Origin of the sequence: Enhygromyxa salina, from assembly GCF_002994615.1 — a bacterium.
In the GTDB taxonomy this organism is placed as follows: domain Bacteria; phylum Myxococcota_A; class Polyangia; order Nannocystales; family Nannocystaceae; genus Plesiocystis; species Plesiocystis salina_A.
In genome coordinates, this window is the sequence record NZ_PVNK01000208.1 from 1 (window position 1) to 15,521 (window position 15,521).

14 protein-coding genes are annotated in these 15,521 nt (G+C 71.1%); 6 read left to right on the plus strand and 8 right to left on the minus strand.

Annotated features, from left to right (window positions below; translation table 11 throughout):
* Both ENSA5_RS38170 and ENSA5_RS24415 read left to right on the plus strand, forming a co-directional pair.
* On the plus strand, positions 1–326 hold a 326-nt coding region (locus tag ENSA5_RS38170; protein ID WP_181198095.1), incomplete at its 5' end, for a hypothetical protein.
* A gap of 26 nt (positions 327–352) precedes the next feature.
* The gene (locus ENSA5_RS24415) at positions 353–1,153 is read left to right on the plus strand and encodes a hypothetical protein (RefSeq protein ID WP_181198096.1); all 801 of its coding nucleotides are present in this window, start codon (positions 353–355) and stop codon (positions 1,151–1,153) included.
* 115 nt (positions 1,154–1,268) lie between these two features.
* On the opposite strand, the gene ENSA5_RS24420 is transcribed toward ENSA5_RS24415, so the two are convergent.
* From ENSA5_RS24420 to ENSA5_RS24435, 4 genes are all read right to left on the minus strand, one after another.
* Positions 1,269–3,536 (minus strand): DUF4139 domain-containing protein, encoded by a 2,268-nt coding sequence (locus ENSA5_RS24420; RefSeq protein ID WP_146156066.1) that lies wholly within the window; start codon positions 3,534–3,536, stop codon positions 1,269–1,271.
* Positions 3,537–3,619: 83 nt separating this feature from the next.
* Entirely contained in the window at positions 3,620–4,831 is a 1,212-nt protein-coding gene (locus ENSA5_RS24425) for a hypothetical protein (RefSeq protein ID WP_106394105.1), read from the minus strand.
* A gap of 38 nt (positions 4,832–4,869) precedes the next feature.
* Complete coding sequence (locus ENSA5_RS24430; protein ID WP_106394106.1) at positions 4,870–5,709, minus strand: sulfotransferase family protein; 840 nt, start codon at positions 5,707–5,709, stop codon at positions 4,870–4,872.
* A gap of 49 nt (positions 5,710–5,758) precedes the next feature.
* The gene (locus tag ENSA5_RS24435) at positions 5,759–7,210 is read right to left on the minus strand and encodes a UDP-N-acetylmuramoyl-tripeptide--D-alanyl-D-alanine ligase (protein WP_181198097.1); all 1,452 of its coding nucleotides are present in this window, start codon (positions 7,208–7,210) and stop codon (positions 5,759–5,761) included.
* A 538-nt stretch (positions 7,211–7,748) separates the two neighbouring features.
* On the opposite strand from ENSA5_RS24435, the gene ENSA5_RS24440 reads away from it, so the two are divergent.
* Positions 7,749–8,264, plus strand: a complete 516-nt coding sequence (locus ENSA5_RS24440; protein WP_146156067.1) for an HNH endonuclease — start codon at positions 7,749–7,751, stop codon at positions 8,262–8,264.
* The gene (locus ENSA5_RS24445) at positions 8,237–9,190 is read left to right on the plus strand and encodes a leucine-rich repeat domain-containing protein (protein ID WP_106394109.1); all 954 of its coding nucleotides are present in this window, start codon (positions 8,237–8,239) and stop codon (positions 9,188–9,190) included. The genes ENSA5_RS24440 and ENSA5_RS24445 overlap by 28 nt, the downstream gene beginning before the upstream one ends.
* Before the next feature lie 204 nt (positions 9,191–9,394).
* Here the strand turns inward: ENSA5_RS24445 and ENSA5_RS24450 are convergent, their stop codons facing one another.
* Both ENSA5_RS24450 and ENSA5_RS36335 read right to left on the minus strand, forming a co-directional pair.
* Positions 9,395–10,834 (minus strand): FAD-binding oxidoreductase, encoded by a 1,440-nt coding sequence (locus ENSA5_RS24450; RefSeq protein ID WP_106394110.1) that lies wholly within the window; start codon positions 10,832–10,834, stop codon positions 9,395–9,397.
* A gap of 308 nt (positions 10,835–11,142) precedes the next feature.
* Entirely contained in the window at positions 11,143–11,478 is a 336-nt protein-coding gene (locus ENSA5_RS36335; RefSeq protein WP_146156068.1) for a hypothetical protein, read from the minus strand.
* Positions 11,479–11,555: 77 nt separating this feature from the next.
* Here ENSA5_RS36335 and ENSA5_RS24460 point away from each other — a divergent pair, with 77 nt between their 5' ends.
* Together ENSA5_RS24460 and ENSA5_RS24465 are read left to right on the plus strand one after the other, a co-directional pair.
* Positions 11,556–12,407 carry a TatD family hydrolase gene (locus ENSA5_RS24460; RefSeq protein ID WP_181198098.1) on the plus strand — a complete coding sequence of 284 codons (852 nt, stop codon included), beginning with the start codon at positions 11,556–11,558 and terminating at the stop codon, positions 12,405–12,407.
* Positions 12,408–12,416: 9 nt separating this feature from the next.
* Positions 12,417–14,132: a leucine-rich repeat domain-containing protein gene (locus tag ENSA5_RS24465; RefSeq protein ID WP_146156069.1), complete on the plus strand. Its 1,716-nt coding sequence runs from the start codon at positions 12,417–12,419 to the stop codon at positions 14,130–14,132.
* A gap of 25 nt (positions 14,133–14,157) precedes the next feature.
* On the opposite strand, the gene ENSA5_RS24470 is transcribed toward ENSA5_RS24465, so the two are convergent.
* Both ENSA5_RS24470 and ENSA5_RS24475 read right to left on the minus strand, forming a co-directional pair.
* Positions 14,158–14,862: a bifunctional hydroxymethylpyrimidine kinase/phosphomethylpyrimidine kinase gene (locus tag ENSA5_RS24470; RefSeq protein WP_106394114.1), complete on the minus strand. Its 705-nt coding sequence runs from the start codon at positions 14,860–14,862 to the stop codon at positions 14,158–14,160.
* Positions 14,863–14,864: 2 nt separating this feature from the next.
* Positions 14,865–15,521 (minus strand): peptidylprolyl isomerase (locus tag ENSA5_RS24475; protein ID WP_258183002.1); only part of this gene is annotated, 657 nt, incomplete at its 5' end.

Below are 15,521 nucleotides of genomic sequence, written 5' to 3' on the forward strand. Positions count from 1 at the left end.
ACCCAACCGAGGCCTCCCCCGCCACGCTCGCCGCCGAGCTGAAGCTGATCCAGGCCGCCCGCGAGGCGCCGCCGAGCGAGGCCCTCGCGCTGCTCGAGCGTCACGCCGAGCAGTTTGGCGCGGGTGAGCTGAGCAACGAGCGCGAGAGCCTCCGCGTCATCGCCCTGTGCGAGCTCGATCGCCGCGCCGAGGCCCAGCGAGCCAGCGAGCGCTTCATCGCCCGCCACCCCGGCGCGCTGTTGATCGCGCGGGTCCGGACCGCGTGCGCAAATAAAATTTCCCTGCCAACCACGGATCTCGGCGGGGCTGGCAATGGCTCGCCTTGAACCCGGCGCACGGGTGACGAGACGCCATGAACTTCAAATTGCATCAACGACTCTCTCTCGCCTCCATCTCGAGCGCGGCCGCCCTCGCCCTCGCCCTCGCCCTCGGCGGCTGCGACCTCGACAACAAGAACATCGGCGAGACCGGTGACACCGACACCGACGGTGGCGATGGCGACGGCGACGGTGACGGCGACGGCGACGGCGACGGCGACGGCGTCGGCGCGTGCGGGGCCGAGACCCAGACCGTGGTCGAGGATCTCGACGCCGAGCTCGACGCCTTCGAGGCGTCCGTCAACGCCTACCTCGCCGAGGCCGTCGGTGACTACGAAGGTGAGTTCAGCTGGGCCCCCAACGACGGCCCGGCGATGGTCACCCACGCCGGGACCACCAGCCCGCTGACCATGTCGCTCACCTACACGGGCGGCGAGGTCCGGCTCACGGAGGTCGCGCTCGCGGGCGAGTTCCCCAACGGTCAAGCGGGCGGCAGCCCGTGCTCGAACAAGCTCGAGATCGACCTGACCCTCGACTTCGTGACCGTCGACGGCCTCTTCGCCGAGTCGATGACCGTCGCGCTCGAGGTCTACAGCCACAACGACGACGACGGCGGCCCGAGGATCTACCACTCGCTCGACATGGGCGCGCACATGGGCGAGCTCGCGCTCGACGACTTCAGCTTCACGGACGCGAGCGTCCAAGATCTGATCTTGATCGCCAACTTCGTCGACGCCACCGTCGACGGGAGCTTGCTGATGGAGGTCCTGTCCGACGACGAGCAGTGGGTCGGCGCAGGCCCGGTCGCCTCCTTCGACGGCCTGCCCACGCCCTGACCCGGCGAAGCTCAACTCGACCCAGCTAAGCGAGGCGAGGCCAGGCCAGGCCAGGCCAGGCGAGGCCACGGCCGGCCGCGCGCTGCAAGGTGCACGACGGCCCCGGGGTCTGGCCCTACCCCGGGGTCATCGGCGCGCGCAGATCCAGGTCCTGGATCATGTCCTCGAGCTCGATCTTCTTCTCGAGCCGCTTGCTCTCGAGCTCGACGATCTTGCGGCCCTTGGCGTCGGCGTCGCTCGAGAATTCCTCGAGGCGCTTGTTGAGCTTCTTGCGCAGCGAGCCCGCGGCCGCATCTTTTTTGATCGCCTCGAGGTTGCGGCGGGTCTGATCCGCGCGCTGCTCGAGCTCGGCCTGCTGGCGGCGGAGGCCGTCGACCTCGGTGTCGATCCGGCCGATCTCGCGGCGCAGCTCCACGATCGGCGCGAGCTTCTTGCGCGCGGCCGCGTCGAGCTTGTCGGCGGCGAGGAATTTTTCGAGCAGCTCGACGGCCTGCTGATCCCAGATCGCGATACTGATCTTCGACGGGGTCTGCTCGACGACCTCGATCGAGGCGCTGCGCGCGTTGGCGCCGAGCTCGACGGGGATCAGCCACGCGCCCTCGAGGTCTTCGGTGCCCTCGGGCCGCTGCGCGAGCTCGTAGTTGGGCCCGGTCTGGGGCTGGCGGATCAGGACCTTGTACCCCTCGGGCTTGGCCGGCCCGCGCACGTCCCAGGTCGTCGTGGTCTGGTAGAAGCTCTCGACCTCGAGCACCCCGCGCACGATCCGGGTCACGGTCATCTCCTGGCCGCTGTACTGCTTGGCCGAGGTCACCAACAGGTCGGTCTCGACGGCGAAGGGGATCGTGACCGAGGTCCCGGCGCCGACGGCCTCGGACAGGCCCTCGCCGACGAAGCTGCCGCCCGAGTAGATCGAGATCGGCCCGGGCTCGAGCACGTAGGGGGTCGAGTTGGTGAAGCGCACGACCCGGTAGGGGTTGGCCTCGTAGCCGTAGCCGGCCCCGCCCGGCTTGTAGAGGAAGGTCTCCTCGGCCGCGACCGACTCGTTGATCAGCGCGACCATCGTCGAGGTCCCGTCGGGGACCGTGACGGCGTCTTGCAGGTCGACGCGGGTCAGGCCCGAGATCCGCTGCGAGCGCGACGAGGCCAGGGTGCTGCGGCGCAAGGTGTCGACGTCGATGCCGCTGACGTCGACGCTCGAGCTCACGTCAACGGGCGCAGTTTGCCCGCGTCGGCTGGTCCTCGACGGCTTGGAGCGGCCCGCGCGGGTGGTGCCGCTGCCGGGGCGCTCGCCCTCGAGGGCGTCGTCTTCGAACTCGTAGACCCCGCTCGCGGCCCCGACCGGCCCGCCGTAGGGCGCCTCCGCCTCTTCGGGCTCGGGCTCGGCCGCGGGCTCGTCGTAGTTGGCCTCATCCCCCCAGCTGGTCTCGCCGAGCGCGACCGCGGCCCGCTTGTCGACGGAGCTGGCCGTCATGTCGCTGCGGTAGACCTCGCGCGGGGTGTGGAGGTCGTAGCGAAAGGAGATCGGCGCGCCCGAGGTCAGGCTCAGCTGGATCTCGTTCCAGTCCTCGCCCGAGATGTTGTCGACGACCGCCCAGCCCTGAAGCAGGGCCTGCCCCTTGCCCTCCTTGGGCAAGACCACGCGGTAAGTTGGCTTCCACATCGGCGCCCCGACGACGTAGCTGAGCGAGACCCGATGGCTGCGCGCGTTGACCAGCCGGACCTCGATATCGACCTGCTCGAACATCCCCTCGCCCGCGGACGCGTCGAGGCTGCGGTGCAGCTGCATGGCGAGATCCCCGTCGTGGAGCGAGATCCCCTTGACCTTGGACAGGCGCACGATCTCGAGCTGGCCGCGCGACATCAGGGTCAGCTTCCAGTCGCGGGTGTCGGAGGTCTGGAGCGGCGCGCCGCCGCGGGCGGGGTTGCCGAGGTCGGGGTCGGGCTCGTTGATGCTGCGCTCGACCATCACGATCCGGCCACGGATGTAGCGCCCGCCCGCCCTCACGGTGACCTCGGTCCCGCGCAGCGAGTCGAGCACCGCCGGGAGCGAGCCCTTGCCCGGGGCCAGGGTCGCCATCGCCACGCTCGCCCAGGTCTGAGGGTCGAGGGGCATCGACACGCTCACGGCCTTGCCGTCCTCGTCGACGACCGTGAGGCTCTTGAGCAGGTCGTTGACCTGATCCTTGCGCACGCGCAGGCGCAAGACCTCGCCGTCGACCTTGCCCTGACGCTCGAAGTAGCCGACGCCGTTGCGGTAGAGCACGACGGTGTCGAGGGCCAGGCCGTCCTCCGCGACGCTCGGATAGGGCGTCCGCCCTGCGCAGGCGACCAGAGTGGGGAGGGTCAGCAGAGCGCACAGCGCGAGCGGGCGGAGACGACGCATCGCGCGCACGGTACCGAGTCCCACGCTTCCAACCGAGTTTTTGGAATTTTCTCGATCGCGGGACCGCGGCCGGTCCCGCGCCCTCAAAAGCGGAGGATGAGGCCAGCCTGGCCGCCGCCGCGGCCGGCTCCGAGGGTCGGCGTGAGCTGGACACGGGCGTGCTTGGGGATGCCCCAGGCCTGGTTGAAGGCCTTGCGCTTCTTGCCGGCCGCGACCAGCATCCCCGCGCCGCCGCCGACCATCGCGAGGCCGGGCAGCAGCAAGGGCAGGCTGATGAACAGGTAGTAGGGCGTGACCGCCAGGTAGACCGTGCCCGCGAGGGCCGCGATCGAGCCGAGGGTGATCATCACGACCCCGCCGCTCTGGAGGCCCCGGCCGTCCTGGGTTGGCCGCTGAGCGATCGGGATGCCGCTGCCAGCCCCGCCCGCGCCGCTGGCCTCGGGGCGCATGCGCACCCCCGCGACCTCGGCCTTGGGCACGGCGACGACGGTCCCGTCGGCGGCCCGGGCGAGCGCGAGGTCGGTGGTCGACTGCGCGACGATCGTGCCGCCGACCGAGTCGCCGCTCTTCATCTCGAGCTTGACCTGCTTGCCGAGCAGCCCGTCCCACAAGGTGCTGCCGGTCAGCGTGAGCCCGCCGCCGCCGATCCGCGGCGGCGGAGCGGCCGTCGGCGGCGCGGCCGTCGGCGGCGCGGCCGTCGTCGGCGGGGCCGTCGTCGTCGAGGCCGGCGCTGGGGTTGCGCTGGGCACTGCAGGGCCCTCGCTCGGCTGGGGGCTGTCCGGCAAGGTCGGCGGGGCCACGGTAGCGAGGTGCCCGAAGTCGTCCCCGGTCGCCGCCAGCGAGCCCAGGGACGGTCCCCCGGCGTGGGCGAGCAGCGGGCTGGCGAGCAGCGGCAGCGCCCCGGCGACGGCGATCAACCCGCGCCGGACCTGCATGGCCACGCAGCGCTCGAGCCGTCCATCGGGGCCCGCGTCGATCAGATCTCCGCTGACCTGCTCGCGGATCCGCCAGTTCTCGACCGGGGCATGGTCGAGATCGCGGACGCCGAGGGGGATCCCGTAGCGCGGGGTCTCGCAGGTCAGGATCACCCGGCCGCCGGCGAGCTCGTCGATCTCGTAGTGCCTGCGGGCGATCGCGTCGGCGACCAGGACCTCGGCGAGGCCGCTGAAGCGCGAGACCGTGGACGCGGGCGCCGGGCGCCCAAACTCGGAGATCGTCGCGGGCCGGTCGACCCACTCGGCCTCACGGCAGCGAAGATCGAGGGCGGGCGTGGGCGTGGGCGTGTGCGAGTTCATGGTGGCCTCGCGGGTAGTCTGCCAGAGCCAGGATCGGTTCAGGGTGTTTTTGGCGACTCGACCTCTTCGAGCATCGCCTCGGCGGCCGCGACCCGGGCCTGGGCTTCGTGGGCCAGCAGCCGCGGACGCAGGCGCGCGTCGGTGTCGTTGAGCTTGGCCAAGAACGCGGCCGACAGGGCCCGGCCGCGGTGGATGTGATCGTAGAGCTCGTCGAAGACCTCGATGTCCGCGGCGTCGACCTGGAGGTCTTCGGGGGTCGGGGCCGAGGCCCGCTGGGTCTGGCGCTCGGGCCGGACGACCGCGACCGCGCGGGCCTCGTCGCCGCGCCCGAGCCAGCGCAAAACCTCGGCGATCGCCTTGGCGGGGTCTTCGAGCAGCGACTGGTACGAGCACACGTGGGCGGCGTAGCGGCGGGTTGCGACGTCGCGCAGGAGCGCAAAATTATCGACCCACCACTCGAGCGCGGGCGGCAGCTCGTGGCGCAGGAGCTGCTCGTGGGGCTCGAGCCCGAACTGCTCGCGGTAGAGCTCGCGCAGGCGCGTGCGCGAGGCCGCGAACTGTCGCCACTCGCGGACCGTACCGACCACGCGGTCGATGTAGGCCAGATCGCTGCGCACGAGCCCGGGCACGAGGATCTTGACGGCGTGGAAGGTGGTCTGCTCCGGGAACAAGAACGCGCCCGTGAGCGGGTGCGGGTTGGTCCGGTAGTAGACCCCGCCGAGCAGCTGCGACTCCCAGTAGCCGTCGGGGTTGGCGCTGGCCAGCAGCGCCCGCCAGTCCCCGGGGAAGGCCTCGCCGATCGCCTCGAACCCGGCCGCGACCAGGATCTGCATCCACATCGAGGTCCCCGAGCGCGGCGTGCCGGTGACGATCAACATCGTCGCCAGTAGACCACGGCCCCGCGCGCGACAAAAGCCGGGGTCGGGCTCACGCGAGGCCGGACCGCAGCAAGCCCGCGACCACCCGCTCGAGCCTCATCCCGCGGCTGCCCTTGAACAGGACCGCGCCCCCGCCCTCGCCCCCGCCGGCTTCGAGCTGCGCGCGGACCCAGGCGAGCGCGTCCTCGACCTCGGCGTCGTCGCCCGCGAGCTGCTGCGTCGCCGCGACGCCGCCCTCGCGCGCCGCCTCGACGAGCTCGCGGGTCAGCGGACCGAAGCCCAAGATGGCGTCGAGGCCGAGCGCGGCCGCGTGCTCGCCGACCTCGCGGTGGAGCTGCGCCTCGGTCGGCCCGAGCTCGAGCATGTCGCCGAGGACCGCGAGCAGCGGCCCCGCCCGTTGTCCCCGGAGGCCGGCGAGGCTGTCGAGCGCGGCCCGCATCGAGCCGGGGTTGGCGTTGTAGCAGTCGGCGATCAGCAGGTGCGGCCCGAGCTCGTGCAGACGACCGCGATCACCGACCGGCTCGACGGCCTCGAGCGCGTCGACCAGGGGCGCGAGCGGGAGCCCGAGGTGGACCGCGACCGCGACCGCGCTCGCGGCGTTGCGGGCGTTGTGGGCCCCGAAGGTCGCGAGCTGCAGCTCGAGCTGATCCCCGGCCCGGAGCCGCAGCCGCGCCCGCGTGCGCACGCCGACCTCGACCTGGGTGATCGCTACATCGAGCGGCCCGTCGAGCTCGCTGGCCGAAGCCGGCCCGACCCGGAGCACGCGCACGCCCGCGCTCGGCTCGGGCAGGTGGGGACGCAGCGCGGGCTCGTCGGCGGGGATGACCAGCGCCGGGGCCTCGCCGCCGGGGCCCGGCCGCAGGTGGGCGATCGGCTCGGCCTCGGCCGCCGCGATCGCGTCGAGGGTCGCCATGAACTCGAGGTGCTCGAGCGCGATCGAGGTGATCACGTGGACGCTCGGGCGCACGATCCCGGCCAGGTGATCGTTCTCGCCGGGCGCGCTCATGCCCAGCTCCAAGACCGCGGCCTCGGGCTCGTGGGGCGCGTCGACGAGGGTCAGGGGCACGCCGAGGTGGTTGTTGAAATTTCCCCGGGTACACAGCACCCGCGGCAGCGCGCTCGCGAGCGCGGCCTCGACGAAGGCCCGGGTCGTCGTCTTGCCGTTGCTGCCCGTGATCGCGACGACCGGCCCCTCGATGTGGTCGCGCGCGTCCCGAGCGAGCGCCGTCAGAGCCGCGAGGGTGTCGTCGACCTCGACGAGGGTGAGCGCCTCGGCGCCCGCCGGGACGGGGCGCCCGGCGCCGATCAAGCTCGCGCTCGCGCCTCCGCGGGCGGCCGCGGCGATGAAGTCGTGGCCGTCGCGCGCGGCGACGATCGGCACGAAGAGCGCGTCGACGCGCGGCGCTCGGCTGTCGATGAAGGCGGCGGCGATCTCTCGCTCCCCGGCGCGAACCAGGCGACCGCCGGCTGCTGCGGCGAGGGTAGTGGGAGTCCAGCGCACGGCTTCGCTCTCTAGCAGGACGGCGCCACGGGCCGCCAGTTATCCACGACTTGCGCGAGGCCGCTTCCACGCCCAAAATTTAGTCGCACTTTTACCTACACATTCGCCGCAGCGCGGCGTGAGCGGCCAGCCAGCGCCAAAATAGAGATGTGACCACCGTGAGTCACAACCGGCGCCCCTGCGATCTGCAAAAACGTTTGCGCATGCTACAGTCCCGACGCCGGTCCGCAGCCCCGAGTCAGGGAGACGATAGAGAGCCCATGACCACTGGACCCAAGTTTGGATCGCAACACCCTAGCAGCCCGGGGTGCAATGCCTCGCGCCGCCTCGCTTGGCCTTTTCGCCGAGGGCTTTGTCGCCAAAACTTGCAGTACGCCCGGTACAGCGGCGTTTTGGTTTCGCGCCCTCGGCGCAAATTCCGGCGCGAGGCGACACGATGCATTGCACCCCGGGCTGCTAGGAGCCCGTGGTGCGAGCCCTCGGGCCATCTCGCTTGGCGGGCCGGGCACGTGACCCCTGCTCCCCTTTGTTTGGAATCGTGAGCGTAAAGGACACCTTGCTGCTCGATCAGGGCTACCAGCCGCTGCGGGTGATCGCGTGGCAGCGGGCGATCTGCATGAACTTCCTCGGCAAGGTCGAGATGGTCGCCGCCCACGCCCGCCCGATCCGCACGGTGACCCGCGCGTATCCTGCGCCCGCCGTCGTCCGGCTGCTCGGCCCCTATCGGCCCCAGCAGTACATCGTGCGCTTCTCTCGCGAAGGCGTGCACGTTCGTGATCGCTACACCTGCCAGTACTGCGGCGTCCGGCCCTCGCGGCGAGATCTGACCCTCGACCACGTCGTGCCCCGTCACCGCGGCGGGCCGACCTCATGGGACAACATCGTGACCGCGTGCTCGCCCTGTAACCTGCGCAAGGGCGGGCGAACACCCGACGAGGCCAACATGCCGCTCGACGCCATGCCCACGCGCCCGCGCTGGATGCCCCCAACCCGCACCGCCCTCGGCCTCGAAGACATCCCGCTTCCGTGGCGCGACTGGCTGCCGAGCATCTAAACCGAGCAGGAGCGAGCCCGCTGCCCCCCTGTGCCGTCGAGCAAGTCCGGACCGCGCTGACGGCCGACGAGCCCTGCCTCGAGCTCGAGCTGGTGCTGGGCCCCGGCGAGGCGGTCCCGACCGAGCTCATCGCGCTGACCGAGCTCCACGAGCTGCGCCTGGTCGCGCCCGGCGTGGTCGAGCTCCCGCGGTGGATCGGGCGCCTGCGCGGCCTGAGCTCGCTCGAGGTTGACGCCGAGCTGGCCGAGATCCCCGCGGCGCTCGGGCAGCTCGACACCCTCGAGCGCCTGCGTCTGCGCAGCGCGGGCACCTTCGAGCCCGCGCTGGCCGAGCTCCCGGCCCTGGTCGAGCTCGACCTCGAGCTCGGCGTTCTCGGGGACATCCCCCTCGCGCTGGCCCGGCGCTCGAAGCTCGACAGCGTCCGGATCCGCGCGACCACGCTCACGCGCGTGCCCCTCGGCCTCCTGGTCGCGCCCAACCTTCGCACGCTGGCGCTCGAGTTTCGCAGCGCCGACGCGCGGCCGGCCTTCCCGCGCCTGATCCCCGGCCTCTCGCAGCTCGAGGTCCTGGCGATCAGCGGCTGGCCGCTAGACGAGATCCCGCCCGTGCTCGTCGAGCTCGGCGCCCTCGACAGCCTGACCCTGCGCCACTGCGAGCTCCAGACCTTGGCCCTCGACTGGCGCCGGGCCACGAAGCTGCGTCACCTCGACGTCTCGCACAATTGTTTGCGGCGCCTGCCGGCCTCGATCGCCGCGCTGACGAGGCTGCGGGAGCTGGTCGCAGCCCACAACCCGATCACCGAGCTCGACCCCGCCCTCGCGCGGCTCCACGCGCTCGAGCGCCTCGACCTCGATCACACCGAGCTGCGCTCGGTCCCAGCCCCGATCGAGGCCCTCCCGAAGCTCCGGGTCCTGAGTCGCGGCTAGCAGGGCTCGTCTTCGAGGGGCCTTTCAAAAAGGCCCCTCGCTCCGGCGGCAAAGCCCCCTCCGCTCACCCCAAACGCTCGCCTTCCGGCTCGTGTCTCGTCTTCGAGGGGCCTTTCAAAAAGGCCCCTCGCTCCGGCGGCAAAGCCCCCTCCGCTCACCCCAAACGCTCGCCTTCCGGCTCGTGTCTCGTCTTCGAGGGGCCTTTCAAAAAACCTTGCCAGGGTTGAGGATGCCCTGGGGATCGAAGATCCGCTTGATCGCGCGCATGCTGTCGATCTCGCGGGCGCTGCGGGTGTGACCGAGGTAGGCGCGCTTGAGCAGGCCGATGCCGTGCTCGGCCGAGACGCTGCCCGAGAACTCGCGGACCAGCGCGTACATGGTCGGATCGAAGCCGTGGCAGCGGGTCAGGAATTCGTCGAGGCTCATGCCCTCGGGCCGCAACAAGTTGAGGTGCAAGTTGCCGTCGCCGACGTGGCCAAAACACAGCGCCGGGAGCTCGGGCACGCTCGCGGCCACGGCCTCGCGCCAGCGGGCCATGAACCGGGCGACCTCGCGGACCGGGACGGCGACGTCGGCCTTGTGCGGGGTGTGGACGTGGAGCGACTCGGAGATGTCCTCGCGCCAGGCCCACAGCTCGCGGGCCTGGGCCTGGGTCTGGGCGACCACGGCGTCGAGGATCTCGCCCTGGTCCTGGGCCTCGGCGAGCAGCTCCATGAGCGCGTCGCTCGTCTGCTCGTCGCCCGCGTCGCCGCGCTCGACCTCGATCAGCACCTGCATCGGGCCGAGCTCGTCGAGCGGCCCGGCCTGGTCGACGCCGCGGTGCGCGACGACCCGCTCGACGCAGGCGCGATCGAAGCACTCGAAGGCCGACAGGCGCAGCGGCGAGCGGCGCAGGCGGGTGAACAGCTCGAGCACCGCCTCGTCGCGGGCGAGCGAGCACAGCACGACCTCGTGTCCGGCCGGGGGCTGGGTCAGGCTCAGGGTGACCTCGACGATCAACCCGAGCGTGCCCTCGGACCCGATGAAGAGCTGGCGCAGATCGTAGCCGGTGTTGTTCTTGACCAGCGCGCCGCCGAGCGAGAGGCGCTCGCCGTCCGCGAGCACGACCTCGAGACCCGCGACGCGCTCGCGCGTGAGCCCGTGACGGATGACCTTCACGCCGCCCGCGTTGGTCGCGATCGAGCCGCCGATCTGGGCCGAGCCCTTGGCCGCGAAGTCGACGGGGTAGGCGAGCCCCGCGGCCGCGGCAGCGTCTTGAACGGCCTCGACCGTGGCCCCCGCCTGACAGCGCAGCAACCGGCCGGGCTCGTCGAGCTCGAGGATCTGGTCGAGGCGCTCGAGCGACACCACCAGCTCACCCTTCGTGGCCGTCGCGGCGCCGGTCAGCCCCGTGCGTCCGCCCGAGGGGACGATCGGGACCCGGGCTTCACTGCACAGCCGCGCGAGCGCCTGAACCTGCTCGACGGTCCGCGGCAACGCGATCGCCCCGGGCGCGACGGGCCACCCTCCCTTGCAGCGGTCGCTGCCGTAGTAGACGAGGTCCTCGCCCTCGACGATCACGGCGTCGACGCCGAGCAGATCGCGAAGTCGAGCGACGAAGCGCTCGTCATCGGCGCGGCAAAGGCCTGCTTGGTCGGCGGACATCGGGGCGAAGCTAGCAGCGTCGGCGCGACCCTGACGGAGATCAGAAGGCTAGATAGATTACTTTTAATTTTGCCCCTAATAATCGAGCTTGCCCGTGGACGTTTGACCACCAGACTGGTCGGTTCACTGACCAAATCATGATCACTCTGGTCGGTCGGCGCGGGCCGGCGAAGGGGCGCCAAGGGTGCGCATGAGACGCCGACTCGCGGAGGGTTTGCGCCAGCTGTATCCGCTCCAACAAAAAAGACCGCACACCTGACGGCGCGCGGTCATCTCACGGACCCTTCCTGATTCGTGAGGTACGGGGCTCAGACTGAAGCAGTCGGCTGATTGGGACGCGGGCGCAGCAGCTGCCGCACCATGCGAACCACCGACTTCACCACGGGGTGACCCTTGATGAAGACGACACCGACAACGTGTTTGTCGTCACCGGACACGAGGACTGCGTGGTCGCCGACGAGGACGCGGACCGAGGGCTCTTGTGCGATTTGCCGAAGCTTCACCGCCTCCATGACAATCGGGTTCCACCGATCATCTCCAACCCACTCGGGTTCCCCGCCGCCTTGGGCGGGGTCCGTGTACCAATCGAGGACGGCCACGATGCCATCGTGGCGCAGGACGCGTTCGATTTTGTTATTCGCCATGTTGTTTCCTGGGATAGGGACGCTGGATTTTTACAGCTAGACTTTCGCAGCGTCAAACGCGCGCACGTAAACTGAGTTTGTACTTCTTCGACACACACGCGCACGTACAGCGTTCGCGCAGCGGACGCTGTACAAATGTTGCGGAACTGTTCCTGAGGGCCCGCAAAGCCGGCATACGCGCAATTCTGGCTCCCGCCGTCGATCGCGCAGACTGGGATGAACTGGTGGAAATGACGGCCCCTCGGGGGGTCTGCCTGTACGTCGCCTACGGTCTGCACCCCTATTTCGTGCTGAAAATCACGGTATCACGAGCACGCGACCTAGTAGAGGAATTGCGGTTACGCGTTCTGAACGCAGGTTCAGAGATGCGCGCGATCGGCGAGTGTGGCCTCGACTTTCTGCGCGCGACGAGCTCGGAGTCTCGCGCCCACCAGGTCGAGGTCTTTCGCGCGCAGCTCGAGCTCGCCCGCCACACGGGGCTGCCGCTGTCGATCCACTGCGTGAAGGCCCACGGTCCGCTGGTCGAGCTGCTGCGTGAGCGACCCACGCCCGCGTCGGTGATGCACGCGTTCTCCGGCAGCGCCGAGATCGCCCGCGAGCTCGTCGGCGCCGGACACTACATCTCCTTCGCGGGCAACCTGTGTGTTCAGGGCGCCCGCCGTGTCGTCGAGGCCGCCCGCGCGGTGCCCGATGAGCGCCTCCTGCTCGAGACCGACACCCCCGATCAAACGCCCCCCGCGCGCCGACCCGCCGCCAACGAGCCCGCGTTCATCGTCGACATCGCTGCGCGCCTCGCCGAGCTGCGCGGCGCCTCGATCGAGGAGATTGCGACGCTGACCCTCGACAACGGGCGCCGCGTGTTCAGCGTTGAAGCGCCCTTCGCCCTCCACGACTTCGACGACCGTGATCACGACGTGACGAGCGAGTAGAACGTGCGGGTGCGCCTGCTCTGGTCGGCTCTTCGCCCTCGGGCTTTCGTCGCGGCCGCGCTCTTCGTGCTGCCGCTCGGGATCGTGAGCGGTTGTCGGTGTGGGCCCGAGGAGGCCGGCGATCCGAGCGTCGAGCCCGAGCCCGAGCAGCCCGCGACGATCGAGACGCGCCCGCGCCCGTCGACCTCCCAAGCCCTGGTCGTGGCCGACGCGACGCAGCTCGCGTCGCTCGATCTGTCGACGATCGAGTCCCTCGACCTGGCCATGAGCGAGCGCGACGCCCAGGAGCGCCCGCTCCCGCTCCCGCCCGACACGGCGACGGCGTCGGGGCTCGGCGAGACCGGGGCAGCCGACGAGACCGGGGAGCCCCGCCAGCTCGACGATCCTCCCAACCCCGCGGCGACCCGGGCGAGCCCTCGCTGCGAGGGCCTCGACCTCCACGCCGTCGCCGAGCGAGCCCCGCGACTGACCGCGCTGCGCATCAGCGGCTGCCAGGCGGCCGTCCACGCCGGGCTGTCGGCCTTCGGCGAGCGCCTGCGCGAGCTCGAGCTCGTCGACCTCGAGCTCGACGCGGTCACCGTGGCTCGGCTCTCGCAGCTCCACGGCCTCGAGGCCCTGACGCTGACCCGCGTCCACGCCGAGCCCGACGCGCTCAAGCCCCTCGGGCGCAAGATCTCACCGCAGTCCGTGACCCTGCGCGAGCTCGCCGACGACAGCCCGGTCTCGGAGATCTTTCGGATCCTCGGCGACATCCGCGAGATCCGTGTGGTCGGCCCGTGGGTCAAGCACAACACGATGATCCGGATCGCCAAGGCCCGCCGGCTCGAGCGGCTCGCGGTCATCGACACCGAGCTGACCAATTTCTCGCTCCATCAGATCAAGACCCTCGAGCACCTCCACCAGCTCGAGTGGTCGGGGCCCGGCTTCAACAACACCTCGCCGATCTACATCAAGGACCTGCCCCTCGACGAGTTCACCTGCAGCTGCCCGCGCTTCGGCGACAAGGGCCTCCACCACCTCTACCTCCTCGGCGAGCTGCGCAAGCTGGTGCTCGAGCGCTCGGACATCACCTCGGCCGGGCTCGTCGAGCTCACCGCCTTGCGCGAGCTCAGCGAGCTCACGATCCGCTACCGCGACCTCGACGGTCCGGGCCTCGAAGCCCTCGCCCCCCTGCCCCTGAAGCGGCTGATCCTCGGCCCGGGCAAGCTCGACGATCCCGAGGCGTCCGGGCTCGGCCAGCTCACGACGCTGCGCGAGCTCGAGATCGATCTCGACGGCTTCGGCGACGCCGCCGCGCCGCAGCTCGCGACCCTCGTCGAGCTCGAGCGCCTCGGCCTCAGCGGGACCGCGATCTCGGACGAGGGCCTCGAGCACCTCGCCCCGCTGACGAAGCTGCGGCGGCTCGAGCTCCATCACACCCGCGTGACCAAGCACGGCCTCGCCCACCTCCAGGACATGCGCCTGCTCGAGGTCCTCGAGCTCGATCACACCGACGTCGTCGACGAGGGCGTCGCCCACCTCGCCGAGCTCACCGCGCTGCGAGAGCTGCGACTCGATCACACCCTGATCACCGACGCCGCCTTGCCCCACCTCGTCGGCCTCACCCAACTCGAGCGCCTCAACCTCGCAGACACGGTTGTCACGGCCACGGGCGTCGCCGTGCTCGAGCAGCTCCCCCGCCTCGAGGCCGTCAACCTCGCCGGAACCCGAGCGGTTGGCGGCTAGCAGCCCGGGGTAGCAGCCCGGGGTGCTAGCGCGGCCGGGTGCCGTCGAGCCATGCGACCCCGGCGACGACGGCCGTGACCAGCGAGCGACCGCGCGCGAGCTCGCAGGCGATCGCCGTCGCCAGCGCGCAGCCGGTCCCGCGTGGATCCGGTCCACGGACCCGGGGGCGCTCGAGGATCTGCTCGGCGCCGTCGGGGTGGCGGAGACGATCGCGGATCCGGTCGGCGCGACCGTCGACGGCCTCGCCCTTGAACAACACCGCGGTCGCGCTCGGCAGCGACCCGACGGCCTCGAGCTGGCCACGCTCGTCGCAGTTTGGGGTCAGCAGATCCACGCGGCTCGCGAGCCCGAGCAGCTCGGTCGCCGAGGCCCCGAGACGCCCGCCGTCGGTCGCCCGAATGACCGGATCGAACACGACCGCGGGCCGACCTGCGCGCGCGCGCAAGCTGGCGAGGAAGTCGGCGATCAGCTCCACGCACCCGTCCGGGATCATCCCGAGCTTGACCGCGCGCAGGCCCGGGTGCGCGGCCACGCGAGCGAGCTCGCGCGCGAGGGTGGTCGCGTCGGTGGCCGCGAAGATCGCGGGCGCGCCCCCACCTTGGCGCGTCAGCGCGGTGCAGACCGCGAGCAGCTCGAGCTCGGGCGCCCGCGCGGCGGCGGTCCAGCCATCGCGGAGCAAGCCCGCGCCGCCGCTCGGATCCAGGCCTCCGATCACCGCGATCGCAGCCATGCTCAGCCAGCCTCGTCCGCGCCCGGCCTCGACTCGACGACCTCGACGGTCTCGATTCGATCTCCGGGCAACAGCAGATCGACGACCTCGAGCCCCTCGGAGATCTGCCCGACGACGGTGTAGCGCGCGTCGAGGTGCGGCTGCGGGGTCTGGGTGACGAAGAACTGCGACCCCCCGGTGTCCTTGCCCGCGGTCGCGATGCCGACGGTCCCCCGCTCGTAGTGGAGGTTGGACCACTCGCAGGGGACCACGTAGCCCGGACCGCCGTAGCCGTCGCCGCGGGGGTCGCCGCCTTGGACGACGAAGCCGGGCACGACGCGGTGAAAGCCGAGACCGTCGTAGAAGCCCTCGCGCGCGAGCTCGACGAGGTTGGCCTGGTTGATCGGCGCGGCGACGCCAGCGAACTCGATCGTGAAGCTCCCGACGGTGGTCGTCACGCGCAGGCCGATCGGACGGCGACCGACGAAGGCGCGCAGCTTCGCCGCGAGCTGCTCGGGGAAGGGCGAGGGTCGGGAGGCCACGGCGACGCGCTCGGCGAGCTCGAACTGCGCGAGCAGCTCGGCGTGGCCGAGCAAGCCCTCTCGGGCCTGACGCCGGACCGCGACGTTGGCGTCGGCGGCGAGCGGCACCAGCGTGCGTGACAGCCACGGGCTCGGGGG

What these genes read in the sequence shown, in the direction of transcription:
- ENSA5_RS24415 (WP_181198096.1), top strand. Translation starts at nt 353, where the DNA reads ATGAACTTCAAATTGCATCAACGACTCTCTCTCGCCTCCATCTCGAGC.
- ENSA5_RS24420 (WP_146156066.1), bottom strand. Translation starts at nt 3,536, where the DNA reads ATGCGTCGTCTCCGCCCGCTCGCGCTGTGCGCTCTGCTGACCCTCCCC.
- ENSA5_RS24425 (WP_106394105.1), bottom strand. Translation starts at nt 4,831, where the DNA reads ATGAACTCGCACACGCCCACGCCCACGCCCGCCCTCGATCTTCGCTGC.
- ENSA5_RS24430 (WP_106394106.1), bottom strand. Translation starts at nt 5,709, where the DNA reads ATGTTGATCGTCACCGGCACGCCGCGCTCGGGGACCTCGATGTGGATG.
- ENSA5_RS24450 (WP_106394110.1), bottom strand. Translation starts at nt 10,834, where the DNA reads ATGTCCGCCGACCAAGCAGGCCTTTGCCGCGCCGATGACGAGCGCTTC.
- ENSA5_RS36335 (WP_146156068.1), bottom strand. Translation starts at nt 11,478, where the DNA reads ATGGCGAATAACAAAATCGAACGCGTCCTGCGCCACGATGGCATCGTG.
- ENSA5_RS24470 (WP_106394114.1), bottom strand. Translation starts at nt 14,862, where the DNA reads ATGGCTGCGATCGCGGTGATCGGAGGCCTGGATCCGAGCGGCGGCGCG.